Annotated in this window: 20 protein-coding genes and 1 pseudogene; 4 read left to right on the forward strand and 17 right to left on the reverse strand. The window is 72.7% G+C overall.

What is annotated here, in order from left to right; genetic code table 11:
• Nucleotides 1–102, forward strand: a pseudogene (locus ACIRQY_RS26375) (ATP-binding protein); the annotation flags it as partial.
• Between the two features lie 172 nt (nt 103–274).
• Here ACIRQY_RS26375 and ACIRQY_RS26380 read toward each other — a convergent pair.
• From ACIRQY_RS26380 to ACIRQY_RS26395, 4 genes are all read right to left on the reverse strand, one after another.
• Nucleotides 275–478, reverse strand: a complete 204-nt coding sequence (locus ACIRQY_RS26380) for an acyl-CoA carboxylase subunit epsilon (protein ID WP_351788685.1) — start codon at nt 476–478, stop codon at nt 275–277.
• Between the two features lie 14 nt (nt 479–492).
• Nucleotides 493–2,076 (reverse strand): acyl-CoA carboxylase subunit beta, encoded by a 1,584-nt coding sequence (locus ACIRQY_RS26385; protein WP_351788683.1) that lies wholly within the window; start codon nt 2,074–2,076, stop codon nt 493–495.
• A 311-nt stretch (nt 2,077–2,387) separates the two neighbouring features.
• Nucleotides 2,388–6,245 (reverse strand): endo-alpha-N-acetylgalactosaminidase family protein, encoded by a 3,858-nt coding sequence (locus ACIRQY_RS26390; RefSeq protein WP_403929994.1) that lies wholly within the window; start codon nt 6,243–6,245, stop codon nt 2,388–2,390.
• Between the two features lie 153 nt (nt 6,246–6,398).
• Nucleotides 6,399–6,908, reverse strand: a complete 510-nt coding sequence (locus tag ACIRQY_RS26395) for a hypothetical protein (protein ID WP_403929996.1) — start codon at nt 6,906–6,908, stop codon at nt 6,399–6,401.
• Nucleotides 6,909–7,184: 276 nt separating this feature from the next.
• On the opposite strand from ACIRQY_RS26395, the gene ACIRQY_RS26400 reads away from it, so the two are divergent.
• Nucleotides 7,185–7,793 carry a YceI family protein gene (locus ACIRQY_RS26400; protein ID WP_403929999.1) on the forward strand — a complete coding sequence of 203 codons (609 nt, stop codon included), beginning with the start codon at nt 7,185–7,187 and terminating at the stop codon, nt 7,791–7,793.
• Between the two features lie 478 nt (nt 7,794–8,271).
• On the opposite strand, the gene ACIRQY_RS26405 is transcribed toward ACIRQY_RS26400, so the two are convergent.
• Complete coding sequence (locus tag ACIRQY_RS26405; RefSeq protein ID WP_403930002.1) at nt 8,272–9,423, reverse strand: serine hydrolase domain-containing protein; 1,152 nt, start codon at nt 9,421–9,423, stop codon at nt 8,272–8,274.
• Nucleotides 9,424–9,642: 219 nt separating this feature from the next.
• Here ACIRQY_RS26405 and dnaN point away from each other — a divergent pair, with 219 nt between their 5' ends.
• Entirely contained in the window at nt 9,643–10,746 is a 1,104-nt protein-coding gene (gene dnaN / locus ACIRQY_RS26410; protein ID WP_403930005.1) for a DNA polymerase III subunit beta, read from the forward strand.
• A gap of 66 nt (nt 10,747–10,812) precedes the next feature.
• Here dnaN and ACIRQY_RS26415 read toward each other — a convergent pair whose 3' ends face one another.
• The 11 genes from ACIRQY_RS26415 to ACIRQY_RS26465 all read right to left on the reverse strand — a co-directional run bounded on the left by ACIRQY_RS26415 (nt 10,813) and on the right by ACIRQY_RS26465 (nt 24,214).
• On the reverse strand, nt 10,813–12,174 hold the full coding sequence (locus ACIRQY_RS26415; RefSeq protein WP_403930008.1) for a hypothetical protein: 1,362 nt from the start codon (nt 12,172–12,174) through the stop codon (nt 10,813–10,815).
• A gap of 90 nt (nt 12,175–12,264) precedes the next feature.
• The gene (cimA, locus tag ACIRQY_RS26420) at nt 12,265–13,881 is read right to left on the reverse strand and encodes a citramalate synthase (RefSeq protein WP_403930011.1); all 1,617 of its coding nucleotides are present in this window, start codon (nt 13,879–13,881) and stop codon (nt 12,265–12,267) included.
• 281 nt (nt 13,882–14,162) lie between these two features.
• Nucleotides 14,163–15,491: an MFS transporter gene (locus tag ACIRQY_RS26425; RefSeq protein WP_403930014.1), complete on the reverse strand. Its 1,329-nt coding sequence runs from the start codon at nt 15,489–15,491 to the stop codon at nt 14,163–14,165.
• A gap of 66 nt (nt 15,492–15,557) precedes the next feature.
• A complete protein-coding gene (locus ACIRQY_RS26430) occupies nt 15,558–16,112 on the reverse strand; it encodes a TetR/AcrR family transcriptional regulator (protein ID WP_351788696.1) in 555 nt (184 codons plus the stop codon).
• 187 nt (nt 16,113–16,299) lie between these two features.
• A complete protein-coding gene (locus ACIRQY_RS26435; protein ID WP_403930017.1) occupies nt 16,300–17,316 on the reverse strand; it encodes an agmatine/peptidylarginine deiminase in 1,017 nt (338 codons plus the stop codon).
• Between the two features lie 192 nt (nt 17,317–17,508).
• On the reverse strand, nt 17,509–19,191 hold the full coding sequence (locus ACIRQY_RS26440) for an urease subunit alpha (protein WP_403930019.1): 1,683 nt from the start codon (nt 19,189–19,191) through the stop codon (nt 17,509–17,511).
• Nucleotides 19,191–19,877, reverse strand: a complete 687-nt coding sequence (gene ureA / locus ACIRQY_RS26445; protein ID WP_403930022.1) for an urease subunit gamma — start codon at nt 19,875–19,877, stop codon at nt 19,191–19,193. Before ureA ends, ACIRQY_RS26440 begins: the two co-directional genes overlap by 1 nt.
• Before the next feature lie 315 nt (nt 19,878–20,192).
• Nucleotides 20,193–21,284 (reverse strand): branched-chain amino acid aminotransferase, encoded by a 1,092-nt coding sequence (locus ACIRQY_RS26450; protein ID WP_351788649.1) that lies wholly within the window; start codon nt 21,282–21,284, stop codon nt 20,193–20,195.
• A gap of 256 nt (nt 21,285–21,540) precedes the next feature.
• The gene (locus tag ACIRQY_RS26455) at nt 21,541–22,581 is read right to left on the reverse strand and encodes a 3-isopropylmalate dehydrogenase (RefSeq protein WP_351788646.1); all 1,041 of its coding nucleotides are present in this window, start codon (nt 22,579–22,581) and stop codon (nt 21,541–21,543) included.
• 298 nt (nt 22,582–22,879) lie between these two features.
• The gene (locus ACIRQY_RS26460; RefSeq protein WP_351788643.1) at nt 22,880–23,011 is read right to left on the reverse strand and encodes a hypothetical protein; all 132 of its coding nucleotides are present in this window, start codon (nt 23,009–23,011) and stop codon (nt 22,880–22,882) included.
• 318 nt (nt 23,012–23,329) lie between these two features.
• The gene (locus ACIRQY_RS26465) at nt 23,330–24,214 is read right to left on the reverse strand and encodes a LysR family transcriptional regulator (RefSeq protein ID WP_403930026.1); all 885 of its coding nucleotides are present in this window, start codon (nt 24,212–24,214) and stop codon (nt 23,330–23,332) included.
• A gap of 100 nt (nt 24,215–24,314) precedes the next feature.
• On the opposite strand from ACIRQY_RS26465, the gene ACIRQY_RS26470 reads away from it, so the two are divergent.
• Nucleotides 24,315–25,319, forward strand: a complete 1,005-nt coding sequence (locus ACIRQY_RS26470) for a zinc-binding dehydrogenase (RefSeq protein WP_403930028.1) — start codon at nt 24,315–24,317, stop codon at nt 25,317–25,319.
• A 74-nt stretch (nt 25,320–25,393) separates the two neighbouring features.
• Here ACIRQY_RS26470 and ACIRQY_RS26475 read toward each other — a convergent pair whose 3' ends face one another.
• A complete protein-coding gene (locus ACIRQY_RS26475; protein ID WP_403930031.1) occupies nt 25,394–25,933 on the reverse strand; it encodes a GNAT family N-acetyltransferase in 540 nt (179 codons plus the stop codon).
• Between the last annotated feature and the right edge of the window lie 113 nt (nt 25,934–26,046).

Below are 26,046 nucleotides of genomic sequence, written 5' to 3' on the forward strand. Positions count from 1 at the left end.
CCCGACACCCCCATCATCACCACCGACGCCCGCCACCGCGGCGACGCCAAGAGCGCCCTCATCACCCTCGTCGAACACGCCCTCATGGCACGACTGCGGTAACGCGGTCCCCGACGCGCCGAAGGCCGCGTTCCCCCACTCGGGGGAACGCGGCCTTCGGTGTCCGTCGTGCCCCACGGCCAGGGGAACGCGAAAGGGCCGGGTCCTGGTGGTCACCGGGGCCCGGCCCTTCGTCGTACGGGGTCCGTACGGCCCGTGAAGGGGTCCGTACGGGTCAGCGCCAGCTGTGCGGGGCGCGGAAGCCGTGCTCGCGCTCCAGGCGGCGCCAGCCGGCCGCGGTGCTGTCCCGGTGGCCCTCGGCGGGGGTTTCGTCGGCGCGGGTGGCGGCCCGGGCGAGCAGCACCGCGGTGATCGCGGCGAGCTCCTCGGGGTCGGCTTGGCCCTTCTCGACACGGAGAAGGTTGGCGGGGGTGCTCACGTGGATGACTCCTCCTACTGAGGCGGGTTGCCGTGCTTGCGGGACGGCAGGTCGGCGTGCTTGGTCCGCAGCATCGAGAGGGACCTGATGAGCACCTGGCGGGTGTCGGCCGGGTCGATGACGTCGTCGACGAGGCCGCGTTCCGCCGCGTAGTACGGGTGCATCAGCTCGGCCTTGTACTCCTTGACCATCCGCATGCGCATGGCCTCGGAGTCGTCCGCCTCGGCGATCTGCTTGCGGAAGATCACGTTGGCGGCGCCCTCGGCACCCATGACCGCGATTTCGTTGGTGGGCCAGGCGTACGTCAGGTCGGCACCGATGGACTGGGAGTCCATGACGATGTAAGCACCGCCGTACGCCTTCCGCAGGATGAGCGAGATCCGGGGCACCGTCGCGTTGCAGTACGCGTAGAGCAGCTTCGCGCCGTGCCGGATGATTCCACCGTGCTCCTGGTCGACGCCGGGAAGGAAGCCGGGTACGTCCAGAAGGGTGATGATCGGGATGTTGAACGCATCGCACATCTGTACGAAGCGGGCCGCCTTCTCGGAGGCCTCGATGTCCAGGACACCGGCCAGCGTCTGCGGCTGGTTGGCGACGATGCCGACGACCTGGCCGTCGAGGCGGGCCAGGGCGCAGATGATGTTGCGGGCCCAGCGCTCGTGGATCTCCAGGTAGTCGCCGTCGTCGACGAGCTCCTCGATGACCTTGTGCATGTCGTACGGGCGGTTGCCGTCGGCGGGCACGAGGTCGAGGAGGACCTCGGAGCGGCGGTCGGCCGGGTCCTCGCTGGGCACGGCCGGGGGGTTCTCGCGGTTGTTCTGCGGGAGCATCGACAGGAGGTAGCGCACCTCGGCGATGCAGGTCTCCTCGTCGTCGTAGGCGAAGTGGGAGACTCCGGAGACGCCCGCGTGGACGTCGGCGCCGCCGAGTCCGTTCTGGGTGATCTCCTCGCCGGTGACCGCCTTGACGACGTCGGGTCCGGTGATGAACATCTGCGAGGTCTCGCGGACCATGAACACGAAGTCCGTGAGCGCCGGGCTGTAGGCCGCGCCACCGGCACAGGGGCCGAGCATCACGGAGATCTGCGGGATGACGCCCGAGGCCCGGGTGTTGCGCTGGAAGATGCCGCCGTACCCGGCGAGGGCGGAGACGCCCTCCTGGATGCGGGCGCCCGCGCCGTCGTTCAGGGAGACCAGCGGGGCACCGGCCGCGATGGCCATGTCCATGATCTTGTGGATCTTCGTGGCGTGCGCCTCGCCGAGCGCGCCGCCGAAGATGCGGAAGTCGTGCGCGTAGACGAAGACCGTCCGGCCCTCCACCGTGCCCCAGCCGGTGATGACACCGTCGGTGTACGGCTTCCTGGCCTCCAGTCCGAATCCTTGTGCGCGGTGCCTGCGCAGCTGCTCGACCTCGTTGAAGGAACCCGGGTCGACGAGCAGCTCGATGCGCTCGCGCGCCGTCAGCTTGCCCTTCGCGTGCTGCGCCTCGGTCGCTCGCTCGCTCGGCCCCGCGAGTGCCTGCTCGCGCAGCACACGCAGTTCGGCCACCCGGCCTCGGGCGTCAACGGGCTCGCTCGGGATCTGGTCCACAACGGTCATGTCTCGACCCTACGAAGCCGGACAAGAAATCTCCGCCGTCGAGTCCGTACAGTCTCGCGTGTCGAATCCTGGTGGGGCTGGACAGAACTACCCCCCTACCGGTCCGAGTCAACAGTCGGGCACCCCCCGCGTTTGTAGGGTCTCCATAATCGCCCGGTGAAGCGGGGCGCGACTGCGGGTGGTGCCCCGCGCACCCGGCGTGATCCGTCGGCGGGTGCGCGGGGCGGGGTCGGGGGCCGTTCGGGGCCCGGACAGGGGGTCCTTTCGGGGGCCCGTCCGGGCGGTCCTTTCGGGGGCCCGTCCGGGGACGGTCAGCCGCCGCAGTGGAAGCGGGCGTTCCCCCAGTCCGCGTGGTCGTTGCCGTTGCCGTCGCCGCCGTCGTCGACCACCAGGTCCACGTAGGAGGCTCCGGTGACGTCGGCGGTCAGGGACCAGGCCGGGTCCGTGGCCCGCAGGACCGGGGACTTCGCCTTCTGCGTACCGTCCGCGAGCACCGTGAACCGGACGCTGCCCCGGCTGGTCTGGACGTCGTCGACGCCGACCTCGGCGGTGAGGGAGGCGCAGCGGCCGCCCAGGTAGTAGCGGACCGTGGCGGGGGCGTGGCTGCCCAGGCCCTTGGCGTAGGTCACTCCCCCGATCCGCAGCGGGGAGCCGTCGCCGGTGCCGGTCTCGCCGTTGGAGAGGTCGCGCTCGACGGGGCCCCAGCCGTTGGTGGCGGAGGTCCAGTCGTGGTCGCTGGCCCAGGTGTCGGCGGTGGGCGGCGGGGGCAGGGTGCGGACGGTGGTGGCGGCGGTGAGCCCGCGCCCGTCCCCGCCGAGGGTGTAGGTCAGGGAGGCGGTCAGCGGGTAGGGCCGGTAGGCGGCGTCCACGGGCGGTGTCACCTGCCAGGTCGCGGTGGTCCTCCCACCGGCCGGGACGGTGCCGAGGGCGACCGGTGCGGCCGGTTCGGCGGTCCACCCGGCGGGCAGGGCCAGGGTGGCGGTGGCGTCGGCGACGGCGCCCGTCTCGTCGTTGCCGAAGGTGGCGGTGATCCGGTTCGGGCGGCCGGGCTCCAGGGTCTCGGGCGCGGTGACGGTGAGCGTGCCGCAGGCGGCGCGTTCGGGGGCCGGTCCGAGGTCGGTGACGGTGAAGTCGTCGAGGACGAAGTCGGCGCCGTCGGGTGCGTCGGCGCGCTTGCGCAGGCCGGTCCAGGTGTCGCCACAGCCCGCGGTGACGGTCTCGGAGAACCGTGCGTCGGTGCGCTGCTGTCCGATCGGGGTCCTGCGGGTCTCGACCGGGGTGCCGTCGGCGCGGTCGTAGCCGGTGATCCACTCGTAGGCGCCCGCGTGGCTGGACTGGTAGGCGTACTCGACGCGGTAGCGGTGGCCGTCCTTCATGGGCACGGTCCAGGGGGCGGTGCGGTAGACGAGTCCGCTGTTCTCGTCGTGGGACTTGAGGCTCTCGGCGCCGCCGAGGACGTCGTCGGTCGGCTTTCCGTTCCAGCCCGCCTGGGTGTAGGGGGCGTTCAGCTGGGCGATGTGGGTGCGCGGGTCGGTGGTGCCGCCCGAGTCGCCCTTGAGGAAGGGGCCCCAGCCCTGGTCGACGGCCTCGAAGTCCTCGTACACGAGGGTTCCGGGCTTGGTGGCGGGGTCGTTGGCGACGATCCGGACGTCGTCGACGCGGACGGTGGCGGCGCTGCCGCCCGCGGCCTCGATCCTGAGCGGGGTGCTGCCGCCCCGGGGTGCGGTGAAGGTGACCTTGGCGCGCTGGAAGCGGGTGCCGTTCCAGTCGGAGGCGGCGACCCGGTCCTGGAGCGCGGAGCGTTCGACGGTGACGGAGCGGCCGCCGATGGAGAGGGTGGTGGGGCGGGTGGCGCCGGGGGCGACCTCGATCAGGGCCGAGGCGGTGTAGCGGGCGCCGGGGGTGAGGCGGGTGATCCGCTGGCCGAGGGAGGCGGTGGCGGTGCCGGAGAGCTTCGCGCTGTTGCGGCCCTTGGCGTCGGTGTCGCGGGTGACGGTGCCGGTCCTGGTCCAGTCGGTGAGTCCGGCGTCGTTGAAGCCGGGGTCCGCGACGGGGGTGCCCTGGCCCCAGCGGGGCGCGGGCTGCGCCGGGGCGCGGTCCGGGTGGAGGACGTAGGGCTGTCCGGCGGCGGCGTCGAGGGTGATCTTCCCGGCGGCGGGCCGGACGGTGCCGGTCTTCACCCGCCCGTTGTCGGTGAGCTTGTAGACCGTGTACGAGCGGGGGCCCTCGGGGACGGCCCAACTGCTCGTGCCGCCGGTCTTGTTGTAGTGGTAGAGCTTCTCGCCGTCGTCCCAGGGGAGCAGGTAGGCGTCGCCGTCGAGAACCTTGCGGCCGTGGTCGTAGAAGGTGCGCCGGCCGTCCTCGACGGTGCCGCGGACGTCTCCGGTGAAGGTGATGTCGTCGCCGTTCCAGCGGGTGATCTTCTGCTGCTGGAGGTACTTGGCGGGCAGGTTGCGCTGCCAGATGTTGGCGGTGAAGGCGTTCCAGTCGGTCTCGCCGGTCCAGCCCTCGAAGTCGACGAGGGCGGTCTGGCCGAGGACCGGGTGGTTGTTCCAGACGTCCTTCTCGCCGTTGCGGATGAAGCGGACGATCTGCGAGTTGAGGCCCTTGTTGGTGGCGCCGCCGTAGTCGAGGTCGTTGGCCCAGTGGGACCAGAGGGAGGCCCGTTCGAACTTCTCGGACCACTCGGTGGCGATGTTCCAGCCCTGCGCCTGGACGGCCCGCACGGTCTCGTCTGCGATCCAGCCGTGGGTGTAATAAACGTCCACGTAGAGGGTGGAGAGGTTGCGGTCGGTCTCGTCGCGCAGCTGCTGGAAGCGGCGGGCGAGGTCACCGCTGTTGAGGTCGCGGCGCTGGTCGATGTAGTAGCTCTGGTTGAGCCAGTTCCAGCCGGGCTTGGTCTTGTCGACGAGGGTCTCGCTGAAGTTCTTCGCCTCGGGGTACGACTCGGTGGCGTTGACGTGGACCCCGAAGTCCGCGCCCCACTCGCGGCCCTTCCTGAGGAGGGTGTTGAGGTCCTTCAGGCCGCCCGCGCGCTTGTTGTAGTTGCCGCCGTAGTCCGGGTGGGCGGAGTCGTGGCCCTCGGAGCCGTACCCCTTGAGCAGGGCGAACTGGCCGAGGCCGTCGGTGGCGAGCGAGATCCGCTTGACGTCGTCGAGGGTGCGCAGGAAGGGGTGGGTGGCCTGCGAGGCGAAGTTGAACGGGATGTGGGCGACGACCCGGTCCGGGGTCCGGTCACTGCCGGGGGCCTTGGTGCCGATGGTGCGGAAGGCGACGGCTCCGTCCTGCCAGTCGGTGGCGCCGTCGCCGTTGGCGTCGGGGGTGACGACGACCTTCGCCCAGGGCAGGGCGTCGCCGGTCGCGGGCTTCGGGGCGCCCTCGCCCCGGTAGGTCCACTGGCCGGACCAGACGCCGACGCGGGTCTCGGTGCCCGCCTTGCGCGCCTGGTGCCAGAAGCGTGCGCCGTCGCGGGCGGAGGATCCGGTGGGCTTGTCGTAGCTGGAGTTGGACTCGACGGCGGCGGCGAGGCGGCCGGTGCTGACGATCGCGTAGCTCGCGCCGACCGGGGCGGTGTCGGCGGCGGTCCCCTCGGTGACCTGCGCGAAGACGTCGGCGGTACGGGTGGAGTCGGGGTCCAGCCGGGTGAAGGCGGTGGCCGCCCCGGCGTCCGACGAGCCGACGGAGACCAGGTCGTGGCCGGGTATGTCGAGGGTGCCGACCCGGAAGGCCTCGGTGTCGCGGACGGCGGTGACCTTGAAGGTGGTGGTCCGCCCCTCGACGCTCAGGCGCGCGTCGATCTCGACGCCCGGCAGTTCGGGGAAGGTCAGGGTGTACGTGGCGGAGGAGGCCCGCAGCACGGGGGCGGCCTTGGCGCGGACCTCGCGGGCCGTGCCGTTGAGGACGATCCGGGTCACCGGGGCCGTACTGCCCAGGAGCCGGGCGCCGGTCGCGCGGTCGGTGTACGACAGGACGCGGGGGAAGTCCTCGGCGACGGCGACGGAGAGCCGGGACGAGGTGAGGACGGGGGTGGCCGCCGTGACGGCCCCGGCGGCCGGGACCGGGCTCGCCGGGCCCTCCGCGAGGGCGGGCCCGGCCAGGGCGAACACGGCGGACGAGGCGGTGGCGAGCGCACAGGCCGCACGGACTCTTCGCGAGTGGGGGAGGGACATGCGCTCTAGTTGGCCCCGCCCGCGCGGCACCGTCAACGAGATGGTGCCGAGCGGAGGCCGCCAGTCCAAGCATCCCCGTCGGTTAGTCCAAGTGGGGTCCGGAGGGAGCGACTCGGGACGGAGCCCGGAGGGCGCCGCCCTGGGCGGCGTGGGTCAGCAGCCGCCGCAGTTGTAGAAGGTCACGTCCCAGTGGTTGCCCTCGTCGGCGTAGACGTTGCCCGCGCCGGACTTCCACTGCGGGGCTCCGTCCGCGCGCACCCCGATGTAGCTGAAGGTGTTCTTCACGTAGTTGGTGACGCAGGTGGCCTTGCCGAAGTCGAGCTTGTAGCCGTTCCAGTGGGAGTACGTGCCGCTGGCATGGCCGGTCTCGGTGCCGCCGGTGATGTTGAGGGCGCAGCCGCTGGCGCTCCTGAGGGTCTGGGCGCCCTGGGCGGTGGCCAGGTTGAGCTGGTCGAAGGACGTACAGGTGGCGACGTTCCGGTTGGAGCAGTTGCCGGAGGAGGACCAGGTGATCCCCCAGGAGCTGAACATCGAGGTCGCGGTGGCGTGGCTGATCTTGCCGGCCGCGTGGGCCTCGCCCGTGGCGGCGAGGACGCCGACGCCGGGCGCGAAGAGCGCGCCGAGGACGAGGCCGAGGGCGGTGAGGACGGAGCGGAGCTTCATCGGGATGTGCCTCCTGCTGGTGACCGTGATGGCTGGGGACGGCGGTGCAGGTGGTGCCGGGGGCCCTCGCGGGGCGGGGGCCGCAGGGAGATGGTGCCGCAGCTCTACGCGCGTCCGGAAGGGGTCCCGCGCACCCCCTTTCGGGTGAACCGCGTCCCGGGATGTTGAAAGTTGAACGGGATGGGGTTACAGTCATTCTCGTTGAAGGTTCAACAAGCGAGTCCGACAAGCGCCGATCTGATCGGCACCGGAACACCGATCAAGGAGCAGTCAGTCATGGGTCTCTTCCACCGCAAGAGCAACGAGTCCACCGCCACCGCCACCCTCCCCGTGGACCCGGCGCTCGCCGCCCTGACCGGCGACTACACGATCGACCCGGCGCACAGCAGCATCGGGTTCACCGTCCGGCACGCGATGGTCACCAACGTCCGGGGCACCTTCGCCGAGCACGAGGGCTCGCTGAAGCTGGACGGTTCGGACCCCGGCGCCTCCACCGCCTCGATCGACGTGCGGATCGCCTCCGTCGACACCGGCATCGGCGACCGCGACGGCCACCTGCGGAGCGGCGACTTCTTCGACGCCGAGCAGTTCCCGCTGATGACCTTCCGCTCGACCACCGCCGAGCAGCTGGGCGGCGACACGTACCGGATCACCGGCGACCTGACGATCAAGGACGTCACCAAGCCGCTCTCCATCGACCTGGAGTTCAACGGCTCCGCCACCGACGTCTACGGCAACGAGCGCGTCGGCTTCGAGGGCTCCGCCGAGATCCTCCGCTCCGCCTGGGGCCTGACGTGGAACGCGGCCCTGGAGACCGGCGGCGTGATGGTCAGCGACAAGGTCAAGCTGAACTTCGACATCTCCGCGATCAAGAACGGCGGCTGACCGGGAGGATCCGGCGCCCGGACGGGGCTGGCCCGGCTGGCTCTCCGGCCGCCCATCCAGCCCTCCCTCTGGCCCTCTCGGGTCGGACTCCGACCGGACCCGGACCGGATTCCTACCGCCTTGATCACCCCGGCCGTATCGGCCACCCCCGGTGTCTCGGCCGCCCCCCGCCGTCTCGGCTGGACCCGTCGCCGGTTCACCGCACGAGCGCGCCCGCCCTCCGCAGCAGCGGAAGGCGGGCGCTCGGCGTTTCCCAAGGGCCAAGGGCTGGGGGCTGGGGGCTCGGGGCGGGGTGGCCGGGGGCTCTTGGCCGGGTGGGAGGGTTCCGGACTCGGCAGCCCCTGAGCCCCCGGGGGCGGCGGCTTCCTGACGGGACCGGCCCCAAGGACATGCCTCCGGGGAGGGAGGCCCCTCCGGGGAGGGACATGCCTCCGGAGGGCGCCCTCCGGAGGCTCGCCTGCCGGGCGGCTCGCTCCCGTCAGTCCCGGGTGGCCGCCGCCGTGGCGACCGCCGTGACCAGCCGGGCGTTCTCGGGGGCGCCGGGCCCCCCGGCGAAGGCGAAGCGGCGCCGGGTGTAGCTGTACGCGAGACCGGACGCCGGGTCCGCGAACGCCTGCGAGCCGGGCGCGCCGCTGTGGCCGACAGCCGTGGGGCCGAGCTCCGGATAGCGCGAGGCGAGCGGGACGAAGCCGAGGCCGAAGACGTTGTCGTTGCCCGTCACCAGATCCGTACCGGAGGAGTGGACCCGGGCGAACTCGGCCAGGACGTCCGGCTTCAGGAGCGGACCGCGCCCGTCGAGTTCACCGGCGACCGCCGCGTACATCCGGGAGAGACCGCGCGCGGAGCCGACACCACCGCCCGAGAGCGGTCCCAGCTCCCGGACCCTACGGGAGTTCCCGTAGGCGACGAGGTCGAACGACGGATCGGCCCTGATGTTGAACGCGAGGGCCGTCAGGCTGTCCGGGTCGATCGGGTGCTCCGCGAGGAACGCCTGCTCGGCGGGGGTGGGCAGGGCGGGCAGGGCCGTGCGGAAGCGGGGTTCGAGCGCCTCGGGCAGCCCCAGGTGGTAGTCCAGGGCGTACGGCGCCCGGACGCGCTCCTCGAACAGATCCCGCAGGGTCCGTCCGGTGGCCCGCAGGACCACCTCCCCGACGAGGGCGCCGATCACGAGGGCGTGGTAGCCGTGGCCCGCGCCCGGCTCCCAGGCGGGCCGTCGGCCGGCGAGGCGCGCGGCGACCAACCGGTCGTCGGCCAGTTCGTCGAGGGTGAAGCCCTCTTCGGCGCCGATCACACCGGACCGGTGGGCGAGCAGCTGGCGCAGGGTCAGCGACTCCTTGCCCCCTGCGGCGAACTCCGGCCACCAGGAGGCGACCTCACGGTCGAGTTCGAGCGTGCCGTCCTGGACGAGGAGGGCGGTGACCAGGGCCATCGCGCCCTTGGAGGAGGAGTAGAGGGCGAGGAGCGAGTCGCCGTCCACTCCGTCCCCGCCCCAGAGGTCCACCACGAGGCGGCCCCGGTGGTGGACGGCGAGCTGGGCGCCGCCGTCCCGCGCCTCGTCCGCCACGACTGTGGCGAACTCCTCCCGTACGGCCTCGAATCCGGGCTCGACCGTGCCGTGGACGTCGCTCATCACACTGCTCCCCTGTACGTCGTCGTCTGTGCGTCGGGTACGTCCGCGCATGCCTGCGAGAGGTGGAACGATCAAGGGCGGGCGCCTCTTCCCGGATCGGCGTCCCGGATACGTCCTGGGACACCCGCCCGACCGGCCGAACCGGCTGCACGAGGACGTATCCGCAGGCCAGCGGCGTGGTCAGCGGCATTGTCAGTGGCGGCGGTTAGCGTCGGCGGCATGGAATTCCGTATCGACACCGGTGTGTTCACCGACGCCGTGGCCTGGGCCGCGCGCGTCCTCCCGGCCCGTTCTCCCCTGCCCGTGCTCGGTGGGCTGCTCCTGGAGGCGGCGGACGGACGGCTGCGGGTCTCCGGCCTCGACCACGACGCCTCGGCCCGGATCGAGGTGGTGGCCGACACCGGCGTCGAGGGGCGGGCCCTGGTCCTCGGGCGGCGGCTGCTCGACATCTGCAAGGTGCTCCCCCGGGGGCGGGCCGAACTGGCCGTGGAGGGCTCGCGGCTCTCCGTGACGTCCGGCGACGCCCGCTTCGGGCTCTCCCTGCTGCCGCTGGAGGACCATCCCGCCCCGCCCGCACTGCCCGAGGTGCGCGGTGTGGTCGACGGCGACGCCTTCGCCGCCGCGGTCGGCCAGGTCGCGGTGGCGGCGGGCCGGGACGACTCGCTGCCGGTCCTGACCGGGATACGGCTCGCGCTGGACGGCCCGGTCATGACGCTGGCCGCCACCGACCGCTACCGGTACGCCGTTCGCACCCTGGAGTGGCGGCCGGGGCCCGGCGCGCCCGCCGCCGGGACCGATGTGGTCGTCCCGGCCCGACGGCTGACCGAGATCGCCCGCTCCCTCACGGGCGGCGGCCCCGCGACGCTGGCCCTCGACGAGGGCTCGATCGGCTTCGAGAGCGCCGGGCTGCGCACCACCACCCGACTGCTCGACGGACGGCTGCCCCGCCACGACAAGCTCTTCGCCCTGGACGCCCCCGCCCTCGCCACCACCGGACGGGTCCCGCTCACCGAGGCGGTCAGAAGGGTCGCGGTCGTCGCCGAGGGCGACAGCCCTGTCCAGCTGACCTTCACCCCCACGTCGGTCGCGCTCCGGGCGGGCTACGAGGACGACGTGGCCTCCCAGCGGCTCCCGGCCGTCCTCACCGGCCACGACGATCTGACGATGGCCTTCAACCCGGCCTATCTGCTGGACGCCCTGACCACCCTGGACACCGAGGAGGTCCACTTCCACCTCCTGGGCCCCGGCCAACGAGCCCTCCTCACCAACGGCCCGACCCCCACCCACCGCCACCTCCTGATGTCGGTGAGACCGCTGGTCTGAACGGCGCCAGGACCCACGGGGGCCCGTCCCTTCCGGGCCCGGCCTGAAAGGCCCGGAAAGGACGGTCTAGAACCCGCCCCCGCCGTCGAAGCCGCCGCCTCCGCCGATGTCGCCGCCTCCGAAGCCTCCGCCGTCGCCGCCGAAGCCGTCGCCGCCGAAGTCGGACGGGGAGAAGTCGCCGCCCGAGAAGTCGCCGCCCTGGAAGTCCGTGCCGCCGTACTCGGCGGCGTAGGCCGGGGTGGCGAGCATCGAGCCGAGGAGGGTGCCGGTCAGGAGGACGGGGAGGACGCCGCCGCCGAAGTAGCCGCCCGCCCAGGGGCCGTACGCGGGGCCGGCCTCCCAGTAGGGGCGGCGGCCGCCGTCCGTCTCGACCTCACGGGCCAGCGGGGCGCGGCCGTCGTCGAGGCGGGCCGCGTCGGCGGCGCAGACGGGGACTTCGCGGGCGGCGCCGCCGGACGGGGTCCAGGCGCGGTCCGTCACGGAGGGGCCGTGGCGCGGGTCGAAGAAGCAGGGGGCGCGGCGCTCGGGCGGTGGCCGGTGCTCGCGGCGGGCGGCGAGGACGGCGAGGGAGTAGCGGCCGTCCTCCAGTGCCTGGGTGACGCCCCGGACGTCGTGCGGCCGGGTGGCGGCGGCCATCAGGGACTTCGCCCGGTCGTAGGAGTCGAGGGCGCGTTCGTAGTCGCCGCGCATGGCGTCGTCGGCACCGGCTTCGGCGGGGTGGAAGTCGAGCCGTTCCAGTTCCTCGCCGAAGGCGGTGATGTCCTCGTCGACGACGACACGGAGCTTGTCGAGGGCGGCCCGCCGCTCGGCCTCCTCGCGCAGCCGTCGGCGCCGGACGACCGCGTAGGCGCCCGCGCCGCCCGCGACGACGACTCCGCCGAGGACGGCGAGCCCGGCGACCGGCACCCCGGAGTCCCCGCCGGAGCCGGTGGCGCCCCAGCCCGCGGGGGCGGAACCGCGCATCGCGGGCAGGGCCTGGGTGACGAAGTCGTCGAGCTCGGTGGCCGCGTCGACGCCGGGGGCGCGCACGGCGGTGACCAGGTTGCGTACCGCCCTCGGGGCGAGGACGGAGGCGTCGGCGCCCGCGTCGAAGCCGGTACCGAGACGGACGGCGTACAGGCCGGTGATGCCGGTCCGGGTCCGCAGGTTCGCGAGGAGGCCGTCCGCCGGGAACCGCGCGTCCGCCGGGAGGACCGCCACGAACAGCGGCTTGTCCGCGTCCTTGATCTTCTTCGCCAGGGCGTCGGCGTCGGCCTTCGGCAACTGGTCGGCGGCGCCCGGATCGACGTACACCGGGCCCCGCTTCAGCGCGGCGGCCACGTCGGGGACGCCCGTGGTCCCGGCCCCCGCGACGGGAGCCAGGACCAGGAGCAGCAGCAGGGTCAGCCCCGCGAGGGCCGACGGTACGGTGAGCGGCCTGGTCCTCATGGTTCGACGCTACCCGAACAGCATCGAACAGGACATGGCGGACGTCCCGCCCTTCTCCGGCGTCGCTTCCCTCCCGTCGCCCCTCCCCCGTTACTCGGCCGGTTCGATCCCCGCCCTGAGCAGCCCGTAGGTGAAGGCGTCCTCCAGGGCCTGCCAGGAGGCGGCGATCACGTTCTCGGCGACGCCGACCGTGGACCACTCGGTGTTGCCGTCGCTGGTGGTGACCAGGACCCGGGTGGTGGACTCGGTGCCGTGGCGGCCCTCCAGGATGCGGACCTTGTAGTCGGTCAGCTCGAACTTGGCCAGCTGCGGGTAGATCCGCTCCAGGGCGACCCGCATCGCCCGGTCGAGGGCGTTGACCGGGCCGTTGCCCTCGGCGGTGGCGACGATCCGCTCGCCCTTGGCCCAGAGCTTCACGGTGGCCTCGTTGGCGTGGGTGCCGTCGGGGCGGTTCTCGACGATCGCGCGCCAGGACTCCGTACGGAAGTAGCGGCGGGCGCGGCCCTCGGCCTCGGCGCGCAGGAGCAGCTCGAAGGAGGCGTCGGCGGCCTCGTACGTGTAGCCCTTGAGTTCGCGTTCCTTGACCCGTGCGACGACCCGGCCGACGAGCTCGCGGTCGCCGCCGAGGTCGACGCCGAGCTCCTTGCCCTTGAGCTCGATGGAGGCGCGGCCCGCCATGTCGGAGACCAGCATCCGCATGGTGTTGCCGACCCGCTCGGGGTCGATGTGCTGGTAGAGGTCGGGGTCGATCTTGATGGCGGAGGCGTGGAGTCCGGCCTTGTGGGCGAAGGCGGAGACGCCGACGTACGGCTGGTGGGTGGAGGGGGTGAGGTTGACGACCTCGGCGATGGCGTGCGAGATCCGGGTCATCTCGGCGAGGGCGCCGTCGGGCAGCACCTTCCTGCCGTACTTGATCTCCAGGGCGGCGACGACGGGGAACAGGTTGGCGTTGCCGACGCGCTCGCCGTAGCCGTTGGCGGTGCACTGGACGTGGGTGGCCCCGGCGTCGACGGCGGCGAGGGTGTTGGCGACGGCGCAGCCGGTGTCGTCCTGGGCGTGGATGCCGAGACGGGCGCCGGTGTCGGCGAGGACGGTGGCGACGACGGCCTGGATCTGGGCGGGGAGCATCCCGCCGTTGGTGTCGCAGAGGACGACGACGTCGGCGCCCGCCTCGTGCGCGGCGCGGACGACGGCCTTGGCGTAGTCGGGGTTGGCCTTGTAGCCGTCGAAGAAGTGCTCGCAGTCGACGAAGACGCGGCGGCCCTGGGAGCGCAGGTGAGAGACGGTGTCGCGGACCATCTCCAGGTTCTCTTCGAGGGTGGTGCGCAGGGCCAGTTCGACGTGCCGGTCGTGGGACTTGGCGACCAGGGTGACGACCGGGGCGCCGGAGTCGAGGAGGGCCTTGACCTGGGGGTCCTCGGCGGCCTTGCCGCCCGCCCTGCGGGTGGCTCCGAAGGCGACGAGCTGCGCGTTCTGGAACGCGATCTCCTGTCGGGCGCGGGCGAAGAACTCCGTGTCGCGCGGGTTGGCACCGGGCCAGCCGCCCTCGATGAAGCCGACGCCGAACTCGTCGAGGTGGCGGGCGATGGTCAGCTTGTCCGCGACGGTGAGGTTGATGCCTTCACGCTGCGCCCCGTCGCGCAGCGTCGTGTCGAAGACGTGGAAGCTGTCGTCGAGGGGCGATTCCCCGGCGTTCTCCGTGGTCATGGCTGTGATGGCTCCTGTCGGATGTGGCTCCGGTAGGTCTGGATCCACTTGCCCCCATTCTCACGCGCCGTCCGTCTCCGGCCGGGGTGGGGCCGGAAAACGAAAAAACCCCTCGCGGGTGCGAGAGGTCTGCGCGCGGGTCTGGGGCACGGTGTCCACTGCCGCGGGGGTCGTGCCGCGGTCAGTGGCCACTGCGGACCGGCGCGCCGCTGCCGATAATCATCGTGGTAGCAAGCACGCCGGAAGTCTGACACAGCCCGCGCCCGGGGGCGACGGCGGTCTCACGATACGGGCAGCTCGTCCCGCTTCCGGCCGGGCTCGGCCGCGTCGCCCTTCCCGACCCGCCCCAGGTCGATGTCGCGGGTCTCCCGCATCGTGAGGTAGACGATCAGCGAGACGGCCGCGCAGCCCGCCACGTACCAGAAGAAGCCCGATTCGATGCCCGCGTCCTTGAACCAGAGGGCCACGTACTCGGCGGTGCCGCCGAAGAGGGCGTTGGCGACGGCGTACGGCAGGGCGACGCCGAGGGCGCGGATGCCGGTGGGGAACAGTTCGGCCTTCACACAGGCGTTGATCGAGGTGTAGCCGGTGACGACGACCAGGGCGAGGAGGGAGAGGCCGAGGGCGGGCCAGAAGGAGCCCGCCTGCTTCATGAGGGTCATGATCGGGACGGTGAGGAGGGTGGAGCCGACCGCGAAGGTGATGAGGAGGGGACGGCGGCCGATCCGGTCGGACAGCCGTCCGGCGAGCGGCTGGAGGCAGGCGAAGACGGTGAGGGCGCAGAGGGAGACCAGGGTGGCGGTCTGCTTGGGGAGTCCGGCGGAGTTCGAGAGGTACTTGGTGAGGTAGGTGGTGTACGTGTAGTAGGCCACCGTGCCGCCCATGGTGAGGGCGACGACGAGGAACGCCTCGCGCCGGTGGGCCCAGAGGGCGGTGAGGGTGCCCTTGCGGTCGTCGGCGACGACGTCGTCGGAGGTCTCCGCGTACACCTCGGTCTCCAGCATGGTGCGCCGCAGGTAGAAGACGACGGCCGCGCCGAGGGCGCCGATGACGAAGGGGATGCGCCAGCCCCAGCCGTGCAGGGCCTCGCTGCTCAGGGTGTGCTGGAGGACGAGCAGCAGCCCGAGGCCGAGGATCTGTCCTGCGGTCATCGAGACGTACTGGAAGCTGGAGGCGAAGCCCCGGTGGCCGGGGGCGGAGGCTTCGGTGAGGTAGGTGGCGCTGGCGGCGTACTCGCCGCCGACGGAGAGCCCCTGGAGGAGCCGGGCGACCAGGAGGACGGCGGCGCCGCCGTACCCGGCGACGGCGTAGGTGGGGGCGACGGCGATGAGGAGCGCGGAGGCCGACATCAGGGTGACGGTGAGGGTGAGGGCGGTCTTGCGGCCCTTGCGGTCGGCGACCCGGCCCAGGAGCCAGCCGCCGACGGGCCGCATGAAGAAGCCGACGGCGAAGATGCCCGCGGTGTTCATGAGTTTGGCGGTGTCGTTGCCCTCGGGGAAGAACGCTCCCGCGAAGTAGGTGGCGAAGCTCGCGTAGACGAACCAGTCGAACCACTCGACCATGTTGCCCGCGGAACCGACCCAGATCTTCTTCCAGTGCTCTCGTCCCATGGGCAGGAACCGTGCCGGAGAGGGCGCGGGGACAACAAGGGCGCGGCCCGCAACGATCCTGTGTACTTACGTGCCTTGCGGTCGCGCGAGCAGTTCCTGCTCGATGAACTCCCTTACGTGGCACAGGACTTGCTCCCGCCCCGTACCGGGGAGGCCGACGGCGACATGGACGCTGAAGCCGTCGAGGAGGGCCCTGGTACGGGTGGCGAGGCGGTCGGCGTCGACCGGCCGGAACTCGCCGCGCGAGACCCCTTCGGCGAGGAGCGCGACGAGGTCCCGGTGCCAGGCCCCCTCGATGGCCGCCTGGCGCGCGCGGGCGTCGGCGTCGGCGTTCTGCGAGCGGTTCCAGACCTCCAGCCAGAGGGTCCAGTGCGGGTCGCGCGGGCCCTTGGGCAGGTACACGTCGACATAGCCGTCGAGCCGTTCCCGGACGGTCCCCGGCCGGGACAGCAGGGCGCCTCGCTCGGCCCCGAGCCGCCCCTCGCTCCACTCCAGGGTCTGGAGCAGCAGCTCGTCCTTGGTGCGGAAGTAGTAGAGGAGGTGGCCGCTGCTCATCCCGACCTGCCGCCCCAGCCCGGCCATGGTGAGCCCGTCGAGCCCGCGCGCCGCGATGGTGTCCATGGCGGCGGCGAGGACGTCCTCGCGGGGCGGGGCGGCCTGGTTGCGCCTGCGGGAAGGGCTGCTGCTCTGACTCACTCGTACGTTCTACAGGATGGGGGCGACGGGGCTCCGGACCGCTCTCCCGGCCGGGGCACGGCCCGGCCCGCCGCCGCCCACGCCCCCGGCGATCCCGTCGCCCGCCCAGGCCTCACGGCTTCGGCTGCTGCTGGGTGATGCAGTGGATGCCGCCGCCGGCCGCGAAGATCGTACGGGCGTCGACGAGGACGACCTCACGGTCGGGGAAGAGCTCGCGGAAGATCCCGGCGGCGACCTCGTCGTGGGGGTCGTCGAAGGCGCAGAGGATCACGGCGCCGTTGCACAGGTAGTGGTTGATGTACGAGTAGTCGACCCAGTCGCCCTCCTCGTCCTTGAGGACGGTCGGGGCGGGGACCTCGACGACCTCCAGCGGGCGCCCCCGCGCGTCGGTCCGGCCGCGCAGCAGCTCCACGTAGGTGCGGGAGCGCTCGAAGTCGGGGTGGGCGGGGTCCTGCTGGCTGTGTACGAGGACCGTGCCGGGGCGGGCGAAGGCGGCGACGATGTCGACGTGGCCCTGGGTGCCGTACAGGCCGTAGTCGGCGGCGAGGCCGTGCGGGAGCCAGATCGCCTCGGTGGTGCCGAGCCGGGCGTGGATCTCCGCCTCGACCTGTGCGCGGGTCCACTCGGGGTTGCGGCCGGGGCCCAGCTGGACGGTGTCGGTCAGCAGGACCGTGCCCTCGCCGTCGACGTGGATCGCGCCGCCCTCGTTGACCAGGGGGCTGCGGTGGACGGGGACGCCCACCGCGTCCGCGACCTGGCGGCCGATCTTCGAGTCGTGCTCCCAGCGGGCCCAGTCCTGGGCGCCCCAGCCGTTGAACACCCAGTCGACGGCGGCGAGCGCGGTGCCGTCCGTGACGAAGGTCGGGCCGATGTCCCGCATCCAGGCGTCGTCGAGTTCCCGCTCGACCAGCTCGATCTCCGGGCCGAGGAGGGCGCGGGCGCCCTCGGCGTCACCGGGGGCGACGACCATCGTGACCGGCTCGAAGCGGCGGACGGCGCGGGCCACCGAGGCCCAGGCCGTACGGGCCCCGGCCAGCTCCTCGTCGTCGGTGAAGGTGGGGTTGGGGCCGGGCCAGGCCATCCAGGTGCGCTCGTGCGGCGTCCACTCGGCGGGCATGCGGTACGTCATGGTGCGGGTCCTCACGGGGTCGGCGGAACGGCGGAAGAGGGGGCCTCCGGAAGGGGGAAGCCGGAGGCCGGGGGGCTGGGGGCCGAGGTTGAAGCCTGGGTCTCGGGGGAAGGCCGGGCCTCCTGGGACCCCCGAGGCACCCGGGACGCGCGAAGCGCCCAAGCCCCCGAAGTCCCCGGGCAAGCTGTGGCCTCAGAGGAAGTAGAGGCGGTTCAGCGAGACGGAGTCGACCGCCTCGGAGCGGATCGGGGCGCCGTCCAGGGAGACGAGGCCGGTGCGGTCGTCGACCTGGACGTCACCGACCCGGGAGTTGAACCGCAGGTCGGCGGGGCCGATGCCCCGGGTGCCGCGCACGGCGACCCGGCGCCGGCGGGTCGGCATCAGGTCGGAACCGAGGTCGACGGCCGCCTGGGCGACGAACGCGACCGAGATGTCGGCGGGGGTGGCGCCGTGCGCGCCGAACTGCGGTCCGAGGACGAGGGGTTCGCAGGTGTCGGTGGCCGCGTTGGGGTCGCCGACGACGCCGAACGCGGGGAAGCCGGACTTCAGTACAAGCTGCGGCTTGGCGCCGAAGAACTGCGGCTTCCACAGCACGATGTCGGCCATCTTGCCGACCTCGATGGAGCCGATCTCATGGGCGAGGCCATGGGCGATGGCCGGATTGATCGTGAGCTTGGCGACGTACCGCAGCACCCGCCCGTTGTCGTCACCCGGCCCGTCACCCTCCATCGGACCCAGCTCGGCCTTCATCTTCCCCGCCATGGCGAAGGTCCGCCGGACCGTCTCCCCCGCCCGACCCATCCCCTGCGCGTCCGAGGACGTGATCCCGATGGCGCCGAGGTCGTGCAGGACGTCCTCGGCACCCATCGTCCCGGCCCTGATCCGGTCACGGGCCATCGCCGCGTCCCCCGGCAGATCCGTCTTCAGGTCGTGGACGGAGACGATCATGCCGTAGTGCTCGGCGACGGCGTCCCGCCCGAAGGGCAGCGTGGGATTCGTCGACGAACCGATGACGTTCGCCACCCCCGCCATCTTCAGCACGTTCGGCACATGCCCACCCCCACACCCCTCGATGTGGAAGGCATGGATCGTCCGCCCCTCCAGAACCGCCAGGGTGTCCTCCACCGACAGGCACTCGTTCAGCCCGTCACTGTGCAGCGCCACCTGCACATCGTGCTCCTCCGCCACCCGCAACGCCGTGTCCAGCGCCCGCGTGTGCGCCCCCATGTCCTCATGAACCTTGAACCCCGACGCCCCGCCCTCCGCCAGCGCCTCCACCAACGGAGCCCCGTCCGACGACGAACCCCGCGCCAGGAAACCGATGTTCACCGGCCACGCGTCGAACGCCCCGAACGCATGCCGCAACGCCCACGGCGAGTTCACCCCCACGCCCCAGACGGGGCCGAACTCCTGGCCGATGATCGTGGTGACACCGCTGGCGAGGGACGCCTCCATGATCCGGGGCGACAGCAGATGCACATGGGTGTCCACCGCCCCGGCCGTGGCGATGAGGCCCTCGCCGGAGACGATCGAGGTGCCGGTGCCGACGACGACGTCCACACCGTCGAGCGTGTCGGGGTTCCCGGCCCGCCCGATCGCGTGGATACGGCCCTCACGGATACCGATCGACACCTTCCGGATGCCCTGCACCGCGTCGATCACCAGCACATTGCTGATGACGACGTCACAGGTCTCCCGGACCGCCGCCGCCTTCAGATGCAGCCCGTCCCGGGCGGTCTTCCCGAACCCGGCCAGGAACTCGTCCCCCGGCTTCTGCGCGTCCGACTCCACCCGCACGACGAGCCCGGAGTCACCCAGGACCACGCGGTCACCGGCGCGGGGGCCATGCACGGATGCGTATTCGTACGGGTCCATCAGTCGTCCTCGATTCCCAGGTAGCCGCACGCGCGCGCCCTGCGCAGGGCTTCTTCCTTCGCGCCGGGCGCGTCCAGCGGTCCGTCGACCAGGCCCGCGAAGCCGATGGCGACCCGGGCGCCGCCGATCGGCACGAGCCCGACCTCGGCGGCGCCGCCCGGGTCGAAGCGGAAGGAGGCCCCGGCGGGGATGGCGAGCCGCATCCCGTAGGCGGCGGCGCGGTCGAAGTCGAGGCGCGGGTTGACCTCGAAGAAGTGGAAGTGCGAGGTGACGCTCACCGGCACGGTCGCTGTGTTCCGCACAGGGAGGGTGAGCGCGGGCTCCGCCTCCGGGTGGCCGGGGCCGGGGCGCAGCGCGCCGGGCGCGTCCGGGCCGAGTCCGCCGCCGCCGATGGGGTCGGAGACGACGGCGAGCCGGGTGCCGTCGTCGAAGACGGCCTCGACGTGGATCTCCGTGACGACGTCGGCGACCCCGGGCAGCACGTCGTCGGGGCCGAGGACCGCGCGGGCGGCCTCGACGGCCTCGGCGAGCCGTCGGCCGTCACGGGCCGCCTCGCAGACCGTGTCCGCGATGAGCGCGGTGGCCTCGGGGACGTTGAGCCGCAGCCCCCGGGCCCGGCGGGCACGGGCGAGCTCGGCGGCGCCGAAGAGCAGCAACCGGTCGCGTTCCGTGGGGGTCAGTCGCACGCCCCGAACACCTCCTGCACTGGGGGACACATTTGAGTGTCACTCTAAATGCTGCGGTCGGGTGTTCCAAGGACCGACGCGAGGTCGGGGGGAAGGTCACATTGAACAGTGCTCTAAATCTGTCGTACGACTCCGACGGCGTCGGCCCCGTACTACTGCGGGACCGCACGGGGCCGGGGCCGTACGGCGACGGAGGGGTGTCGCCCCCGGTACCGCCTCGGGCGTACGGGCCCGGCGGGCCCCGGCCCCGTACGCACAGGGCCCCCGGGACGGTGTGCGTACCGTCCCGGGGGCCCTGTCGGAGAAGAGGTGGGGCTACTTGCCCAGCTCGTGCATCCAGCCGTGCTTGTCCTCGGCCTTGCCGGTCTGGACGGCGAGCAGCGCCTCGCGCAGCTTCATGGTGATCTCACCGGGCTCGCCGCCCGACTGCTGCCACTCGCCGCGCTCGGACTTGACCGTGCCGACCGGGGTGATCACGGCGGCGGTGCCGCAGGCGAAGACCTCGGTGAGGGTGCCGTTCGCGGAGTCGGCCTGCCACTGGTCGATGGAGACGCGGCCCTCCTCCGGCTCCAGACCGAGGTCGGCGGCCAGCTTCAGCAGCGAGTCACGGGTGATGCCCGCGAGCAGCGAACCGGTGAGGACGGGGGTGACCAGCTTGTTCCCGTACACGAAGTACAGGTTCATGCCGCCCAGCTCCTCGACCCACTTGTGCTCCACGGCGTCGAGGTAGGCGACCTGGTCGCAGCCCTTCTCGGCGGCCTCGGCCTGCGCGAGCAGGGAGGCCGCGTAGTTGCCGCCGGTCTTGGCGTCGCCGACGCCGCCGGGGACGGCGCGGACGCGGTTCTCCGAGAGCCAGATGGAGACCGGCTTCACACCGCCGGGGAAGTACGGGCCCGCCGGGGAGGCGATGACGACGAAGAGGTACTCGTTCGCCGGGCGGACACCGAGGCCGACCTCGGTGGCGATCATGAAGGGGCGCAGGTAGAGCGAGGCCTCGCCACCGTGCTCCGGGACCCATTCCTTGTCCTGCTGGACGAGGACGTCACAGGCCTCGACGAAGGTCTCCACGGGCAGCTCGGGCATGGCGAGGCGGCGGGCGGAGGCGGCGAAGCGGTGCGCGTTGGCGTCCGGGCGGAAGCTGGCGACCGAACCGTCGGGGCGGCGGTACGCCTTGAGGCCCTCGAAGATCTCCTGCGCGTAGTGCAGGACGTTGGTGGCCGGGTCCAGGGCGAGCGGGCCGTACGGGACGAGCTGGGCGTCGTGCCAGCCCTGGCCCTCGGTCCACCGGATGGTGACCATGTGGTCGGTGAAGTGGCGGCCGAATCCCGGGTTGGCCAGGATCGCCTCGCGCTCCGCGGCGGACAGCGGGCTGGAGGTGGGCTTGAGCTCGATCGTGGGCGTCGTCATGAGTGCGTGTCCTTCACCGGTTGTCTGGGCTGGACCGCGCGCACGCCGTCGTCGGGGCTGGCTCTTCCCGGCGAGGTGGACGTCCGGACATGCCCGTATGCCGCGGCCCCACGTTCGATTATCGCTCGTGAGGGCCGGTGCGTGAAACGGGTGTGCGCGGTCCGGGTTCGATGGGGTGCCGCCCGGTGGCCGCGCAGGACACAGCCGCCGGGCGCTGGGCGACCCGGCGGCTGCTGTTGGTGTCAGTAGGCGCGGGTCAGCTCGCTACTCGCGCGGCGAGCGCGTCGCCGATCTCGTCCGTGGTGCGGACGCTGTCGCCGCGCTCGGTGAGGTCGGCGGCGACCGCCTCCTCGACGCGGACGGCCTCGGTCTCGTGGCCGAGGTGGCGCAGCAGGAGGGCGACGGAGAGGACGGTGGCCGTGGGGTCGGCCTTGCCCTGGCCCGCGATGTCCGGCGCGGAGCCGTGGACCGGCTCGAACATGGACGGGAAGGCGCCGCTCGGGTTGATGTTGCCCGAGGCGGCGACGCCGATGCCGCCGGAGACGGCCGCGGCGAGGTCGGTGATGATGTCGCCGAAGAGGTTGTCGGTGACGATCACGTCGAAGCGGGCCGGGTCGGTGACGAGGAAGATCGTCGCGGCGTCGACGTGCAGGTAGTCGGTGGTGACCTCGGGGAACTCGGCGGCGACCCGCTGGAAGACGTTCGTCCAGAGGTGGCCCGCGAAGGTCAGCACGTTGTTCTTGTGGACCAGCGTGAGCTTCTTGCGCGGGCGGGCCTGGGCGCGGGCGAAGGCGTCCCGGACGACCCGCTCGACACCGAAGGCGGTGTTGACCGAGACCTCGGTGGCGACCTCGTGCGGGGTGTCCTTGCGGATGGTGCCGCCGTTGCCGGTGTACGGGCCCTCGGTGCCCTCGCGGACCACGACGAAGTCGATCGCGGGCTGTCCGGCGAGCGGGGTGGCGACGCCGGGGAGCAGCTTCGAGGGGCGCAGGTTCACATGGTGGTCGAAGGCGAAGCGGAGCTTCAGCAGGAAGCCGCGCTCCAGGACGCCGGAGGGCACCGACGGGTCGCCGATGGCACCGAGCAGGATGGCGTCGTGCTTCTTGAGGGAGGCGAGGTCGGCGTCTGTGAGGGTCTCACCGGTGGCGTGGTAGCGCTTGGCGCCGAAGTCGTACTCCTCGGTCTCCAGCTTCACGTCCTGGGGAAGGACGGCCGCGAGGACCTTGAGGCCCTCGGCCACGACCTCCTGGCCGATGCCGTCGCCGGGAATGACTGCGAGATTGATGCTGTGAGACATGTCGGCACCCTACTCTTCGTCCCATCGTCTGACACGGAACGTCCATCATGTGGACCAGCGGGCGGGCGTGCGGACAGGCAGGTGGCCGGGTGGACGGCCGGGCGACCGAACCGGCCGGACGGACCGGACGAACCGGCCGCCCGGCTCTCCGGCGGCCGGCCCGGATGACCGACTCGGACGACCGGCTCGGCCCTGCGGCCGGACCCGGGCGCCCGGCCGGTGACCGATCGGGCGCGCCGCCGGGGGCGTGGCGCCCGGGGTGCGCCCAGCGGGCGCGCCGAGCGGTCAGGCCGGGCGGTCAGTGGCCGGTGGAGCCGCCGTTGTCACGCCGGTCGAGGGCGCGCTGGAGGGCGGCGGCGGCGTTCTGCCGGGCGTCGTCGCTGGGGCGGGTGGCGGAGTGGCGGACACGGCGGGTGGTCTGAGCGGCCATGGGGATCGACTCCTTGAGATCGGTGGTGACCCGGACGGGATCAGCGGTGATCCGGACGTGCGGAGATCAGGGACGGTCCGGACGCGCGGGGAGCGGAGACCGGTGAGGGTCCGCGCGCGAGGCATCCGTGGTGACCGGGGGCGCCGGAAGGGGCGGGGAGCGCCGCCGCAGGGGTTGCCTGCACAGGGCGTCGCGCTCTCGACCGCCATTCGCTGATGGAGCGAGACGTTCGGCTCCTACAAAGCTAGGGCAGCTCTCCGCATCTGTCTCCACAATTACTCGGACTTCCTACTATCTGAGACGGCCGGGTACCGGGAGTCACCCCGCGGCGGCCCGCAGCTCGCGGATGAGGGCCCGCACGGCGAGGGAGGAGGCCAGCTCAGGGGTGGTGACATAGCCCACGGAACGGGTCGGGCGCGCCGGGCCGAGATCAGTGATCTCGACCGAGGGCGGTGCTCCGAACAGGGACAGTTCCGGCATCACGGCCATGCCGAAACCGGTGCTCACCATCGAGAGCACCGCTCCGTCGTCCTCCGCCTCCACCGTCGCCGGAGGCAGCCACTCCTGCCCCGCCCACCAGTCACGGGTGTACGAGGTGCAGTTCTCCGTCCAGTCGATCAGCGGGAGCGACCGGGGCGACCGGTGGCCCACGGGATGCACCAGCGCGTACCCCTCCTCCAGGAGGACGCCCCCGACCAGTTCCGGCGGCACCGGTGACGTCGTCCCGAGCGTCGCGATCCCGAGGTCCGCCCGCCCGTCCAGCACCTCACCGGCCGTGCCGCGCCCCACCTCCCGTACGATCCGCACCTCCGGCACGATCCCCGGGTGCCGCTCCGTCAGCCGCCCCAGGGCGCGCGGCAGCAGGTGCAGGGCGGCGCTCCGGAAGGCCGCGATCCGCAGCGGTCCGGCCGGGACGGCGTCGGCGGGGCCGCCCGCCGGGACCCCGCGCACCTCGGCGCCCATGACGTCGAGGAGCCGCAGGACGCGCCGGGCGTGCGCGAGGGCCCGCTCCCCCGCCGCCGTGGGCGTGGCGCCGGTGCGGCCCCGGTCGAAGAGGACGGCCCCGAGCTTGCGCTCACTGCCGCGCACCGAGTGCGAGACGGCGGACTGCGTCATGCCGAGGGCGACGGCGGCGGCGGAGAAACCCCGCTCCCGGCCGACGGCCACCAGGACCCGCAGTTCCTGCGGCGCCAGATCGGTCATGCTGCCCTCACCTCGGTGTATGAGCCGTTCTCATGGATGGCCCGGTGCCATCGACGCTACCCCCTGCCCGGCCCGCCGTTCCCCTCCTACGGTCGGCACCATGACCTACGACACCATGATCACCGTCCGGCAGAACGCCCGCCCCGACGGTTTCCCCGCCCCCGGTCTCTTCGACTTCGTCGAGTCCCCGGTCCCCGCCCCCGGGCCGGGCACCGCGCTCGTGGAGAACCTCCAGTGGTCGGTGGACCCGTACCACCGGGAGGCGATGGACTCCGACGAACTGTGGGCCCTGGACTCCCCCATGGAGGGCCGCACCCTCGGCCGGGTGCTCGACTCCCGCGACCCGGCGCTGCGCACCGGCGACCTGGTGCTGCACCGCAAGGGCTGGCGCACCCATTCCCTGGTGACGCCCGCCGAGGCGCGCCGGGTCCCGGACCTCGGCCCGGGTGTCCCGCTCGCCGCCCACCTCAGCCTGCTCGGCGGTACGGGCCTGTCGGCCTATGTGGGCCTGACCCGGATCGCCCGGCTCCAGCCGGGCGAGGACCTGTTCGTGTCCGCGGCGGCGGGCGGGGTCGGCACGGCGGCGGGACGGCTGGCGCGGGTGCTCGGCGCGGGACGGCTGGTGGGCAGCGCGGGTTCGGCGCGCAAGGTGGCGTACCTGACGGAGGAGGCGGGGTTCGACGCGGCCTTCGACTATCACGCGGGTCCGGTGACGGAGCTGCTCGCGCGGGCGGCCCCGGACGGTGTCGACGTGGCCCTGGAGGGGGTGGGCGGCGAGCACCTGGAGGCGGCGATCGACGCGCTGCGCGAGTACGGCCGGATCGCCTGGGTCGGCGCGGTGGGCCAGTACCACTCGCTCTCCGCCCCGCCGCCCGCCCCGCGCAACCTCTTCGACGTGGTCGGCAAGAGCATCCGCCTCGAAGGCTTCCTGGTCAGCAACCACCAGGACGCCCTGGAGGAGCTGTACGACCTCGCCGTCCCCCGGCTGCGCAGCGGGGAACTGCCGCTGGACGTGACGACCGTGGCGGGCTTCGAGCACATCGTGGACGCGTTCCTGGGGATGCTGCGCGGCGAGAACACCGGGAAGATGCTCGTCACCCGGTAGCCGTCCCGCCCGCGTCGCGTCCCTGTCCGGGACCGTCGACGGGCTCCGCGAGCGCCTCGCGGAGCCCGGGACCCTCACATCACGTCGCCGTCGCGCCAGTCGAAGGCGAGCGGGGAGTCAGGACCGGGCAGGGTGCGGCCCGCCGCGGGACGCAGGAAGACGCAGCCCTCCTCGTCGGCGAGCCGGACGGGCCCGCCGGGGCCCAGCGCTTCGATCCGCCCGGGCCACAGCCGCCAGCCGCGCGCCCGGTAGAGCGCGGCGCCCTCGTCGGAGGCGCCGAGCGCCCCGAAGAGGTACGCCCCGTCGATGACCCGCTCCAGCTCGGCCATCACGGCCCCGCCGAGCCCCCGCCGCCGCAGGTCCGCCCGGACGGCGACCCCTTCGACGTACCCGACGCGGTACGACCGCCCCCCGTGCACGGCCCGCCGCTGCACGACGGCCCCGTGGGCGGCGATCCCCCGCTCGTCCTCGGCCCAGGCGTGCACGCCCCCGAGGGTGTGGTCCCAGTCGTCGTCGGAGAAGGTCCCGTCGAAGGCGTCGTCGAGCAGCACCCGGACGGCCCGGAGCCGCTCGGCCCCGACCTCATGGGTGGGGGCGGTCCTCACGATCGTCATGACAGCAGCGTCCCACAGCGACCACCCGCCCCTCCCGGGGTTTTCCGACCGCCCGCACGGGCTCCGCGCGCACGGCGGTCCGGTCCGGATTCCCACACGGCGGGTGCCCGCCG

The sequence above is a fragment of the Streptomyces sp. NPDC101490 genome, assembly GCF_044767145.1.
In the GTDB taxonomy this organism is placed as follows: Bacteria; Actinomycetota; Actinomycetes; order Streptomycetales; family Streptomycetaceae; genus Streptomyces.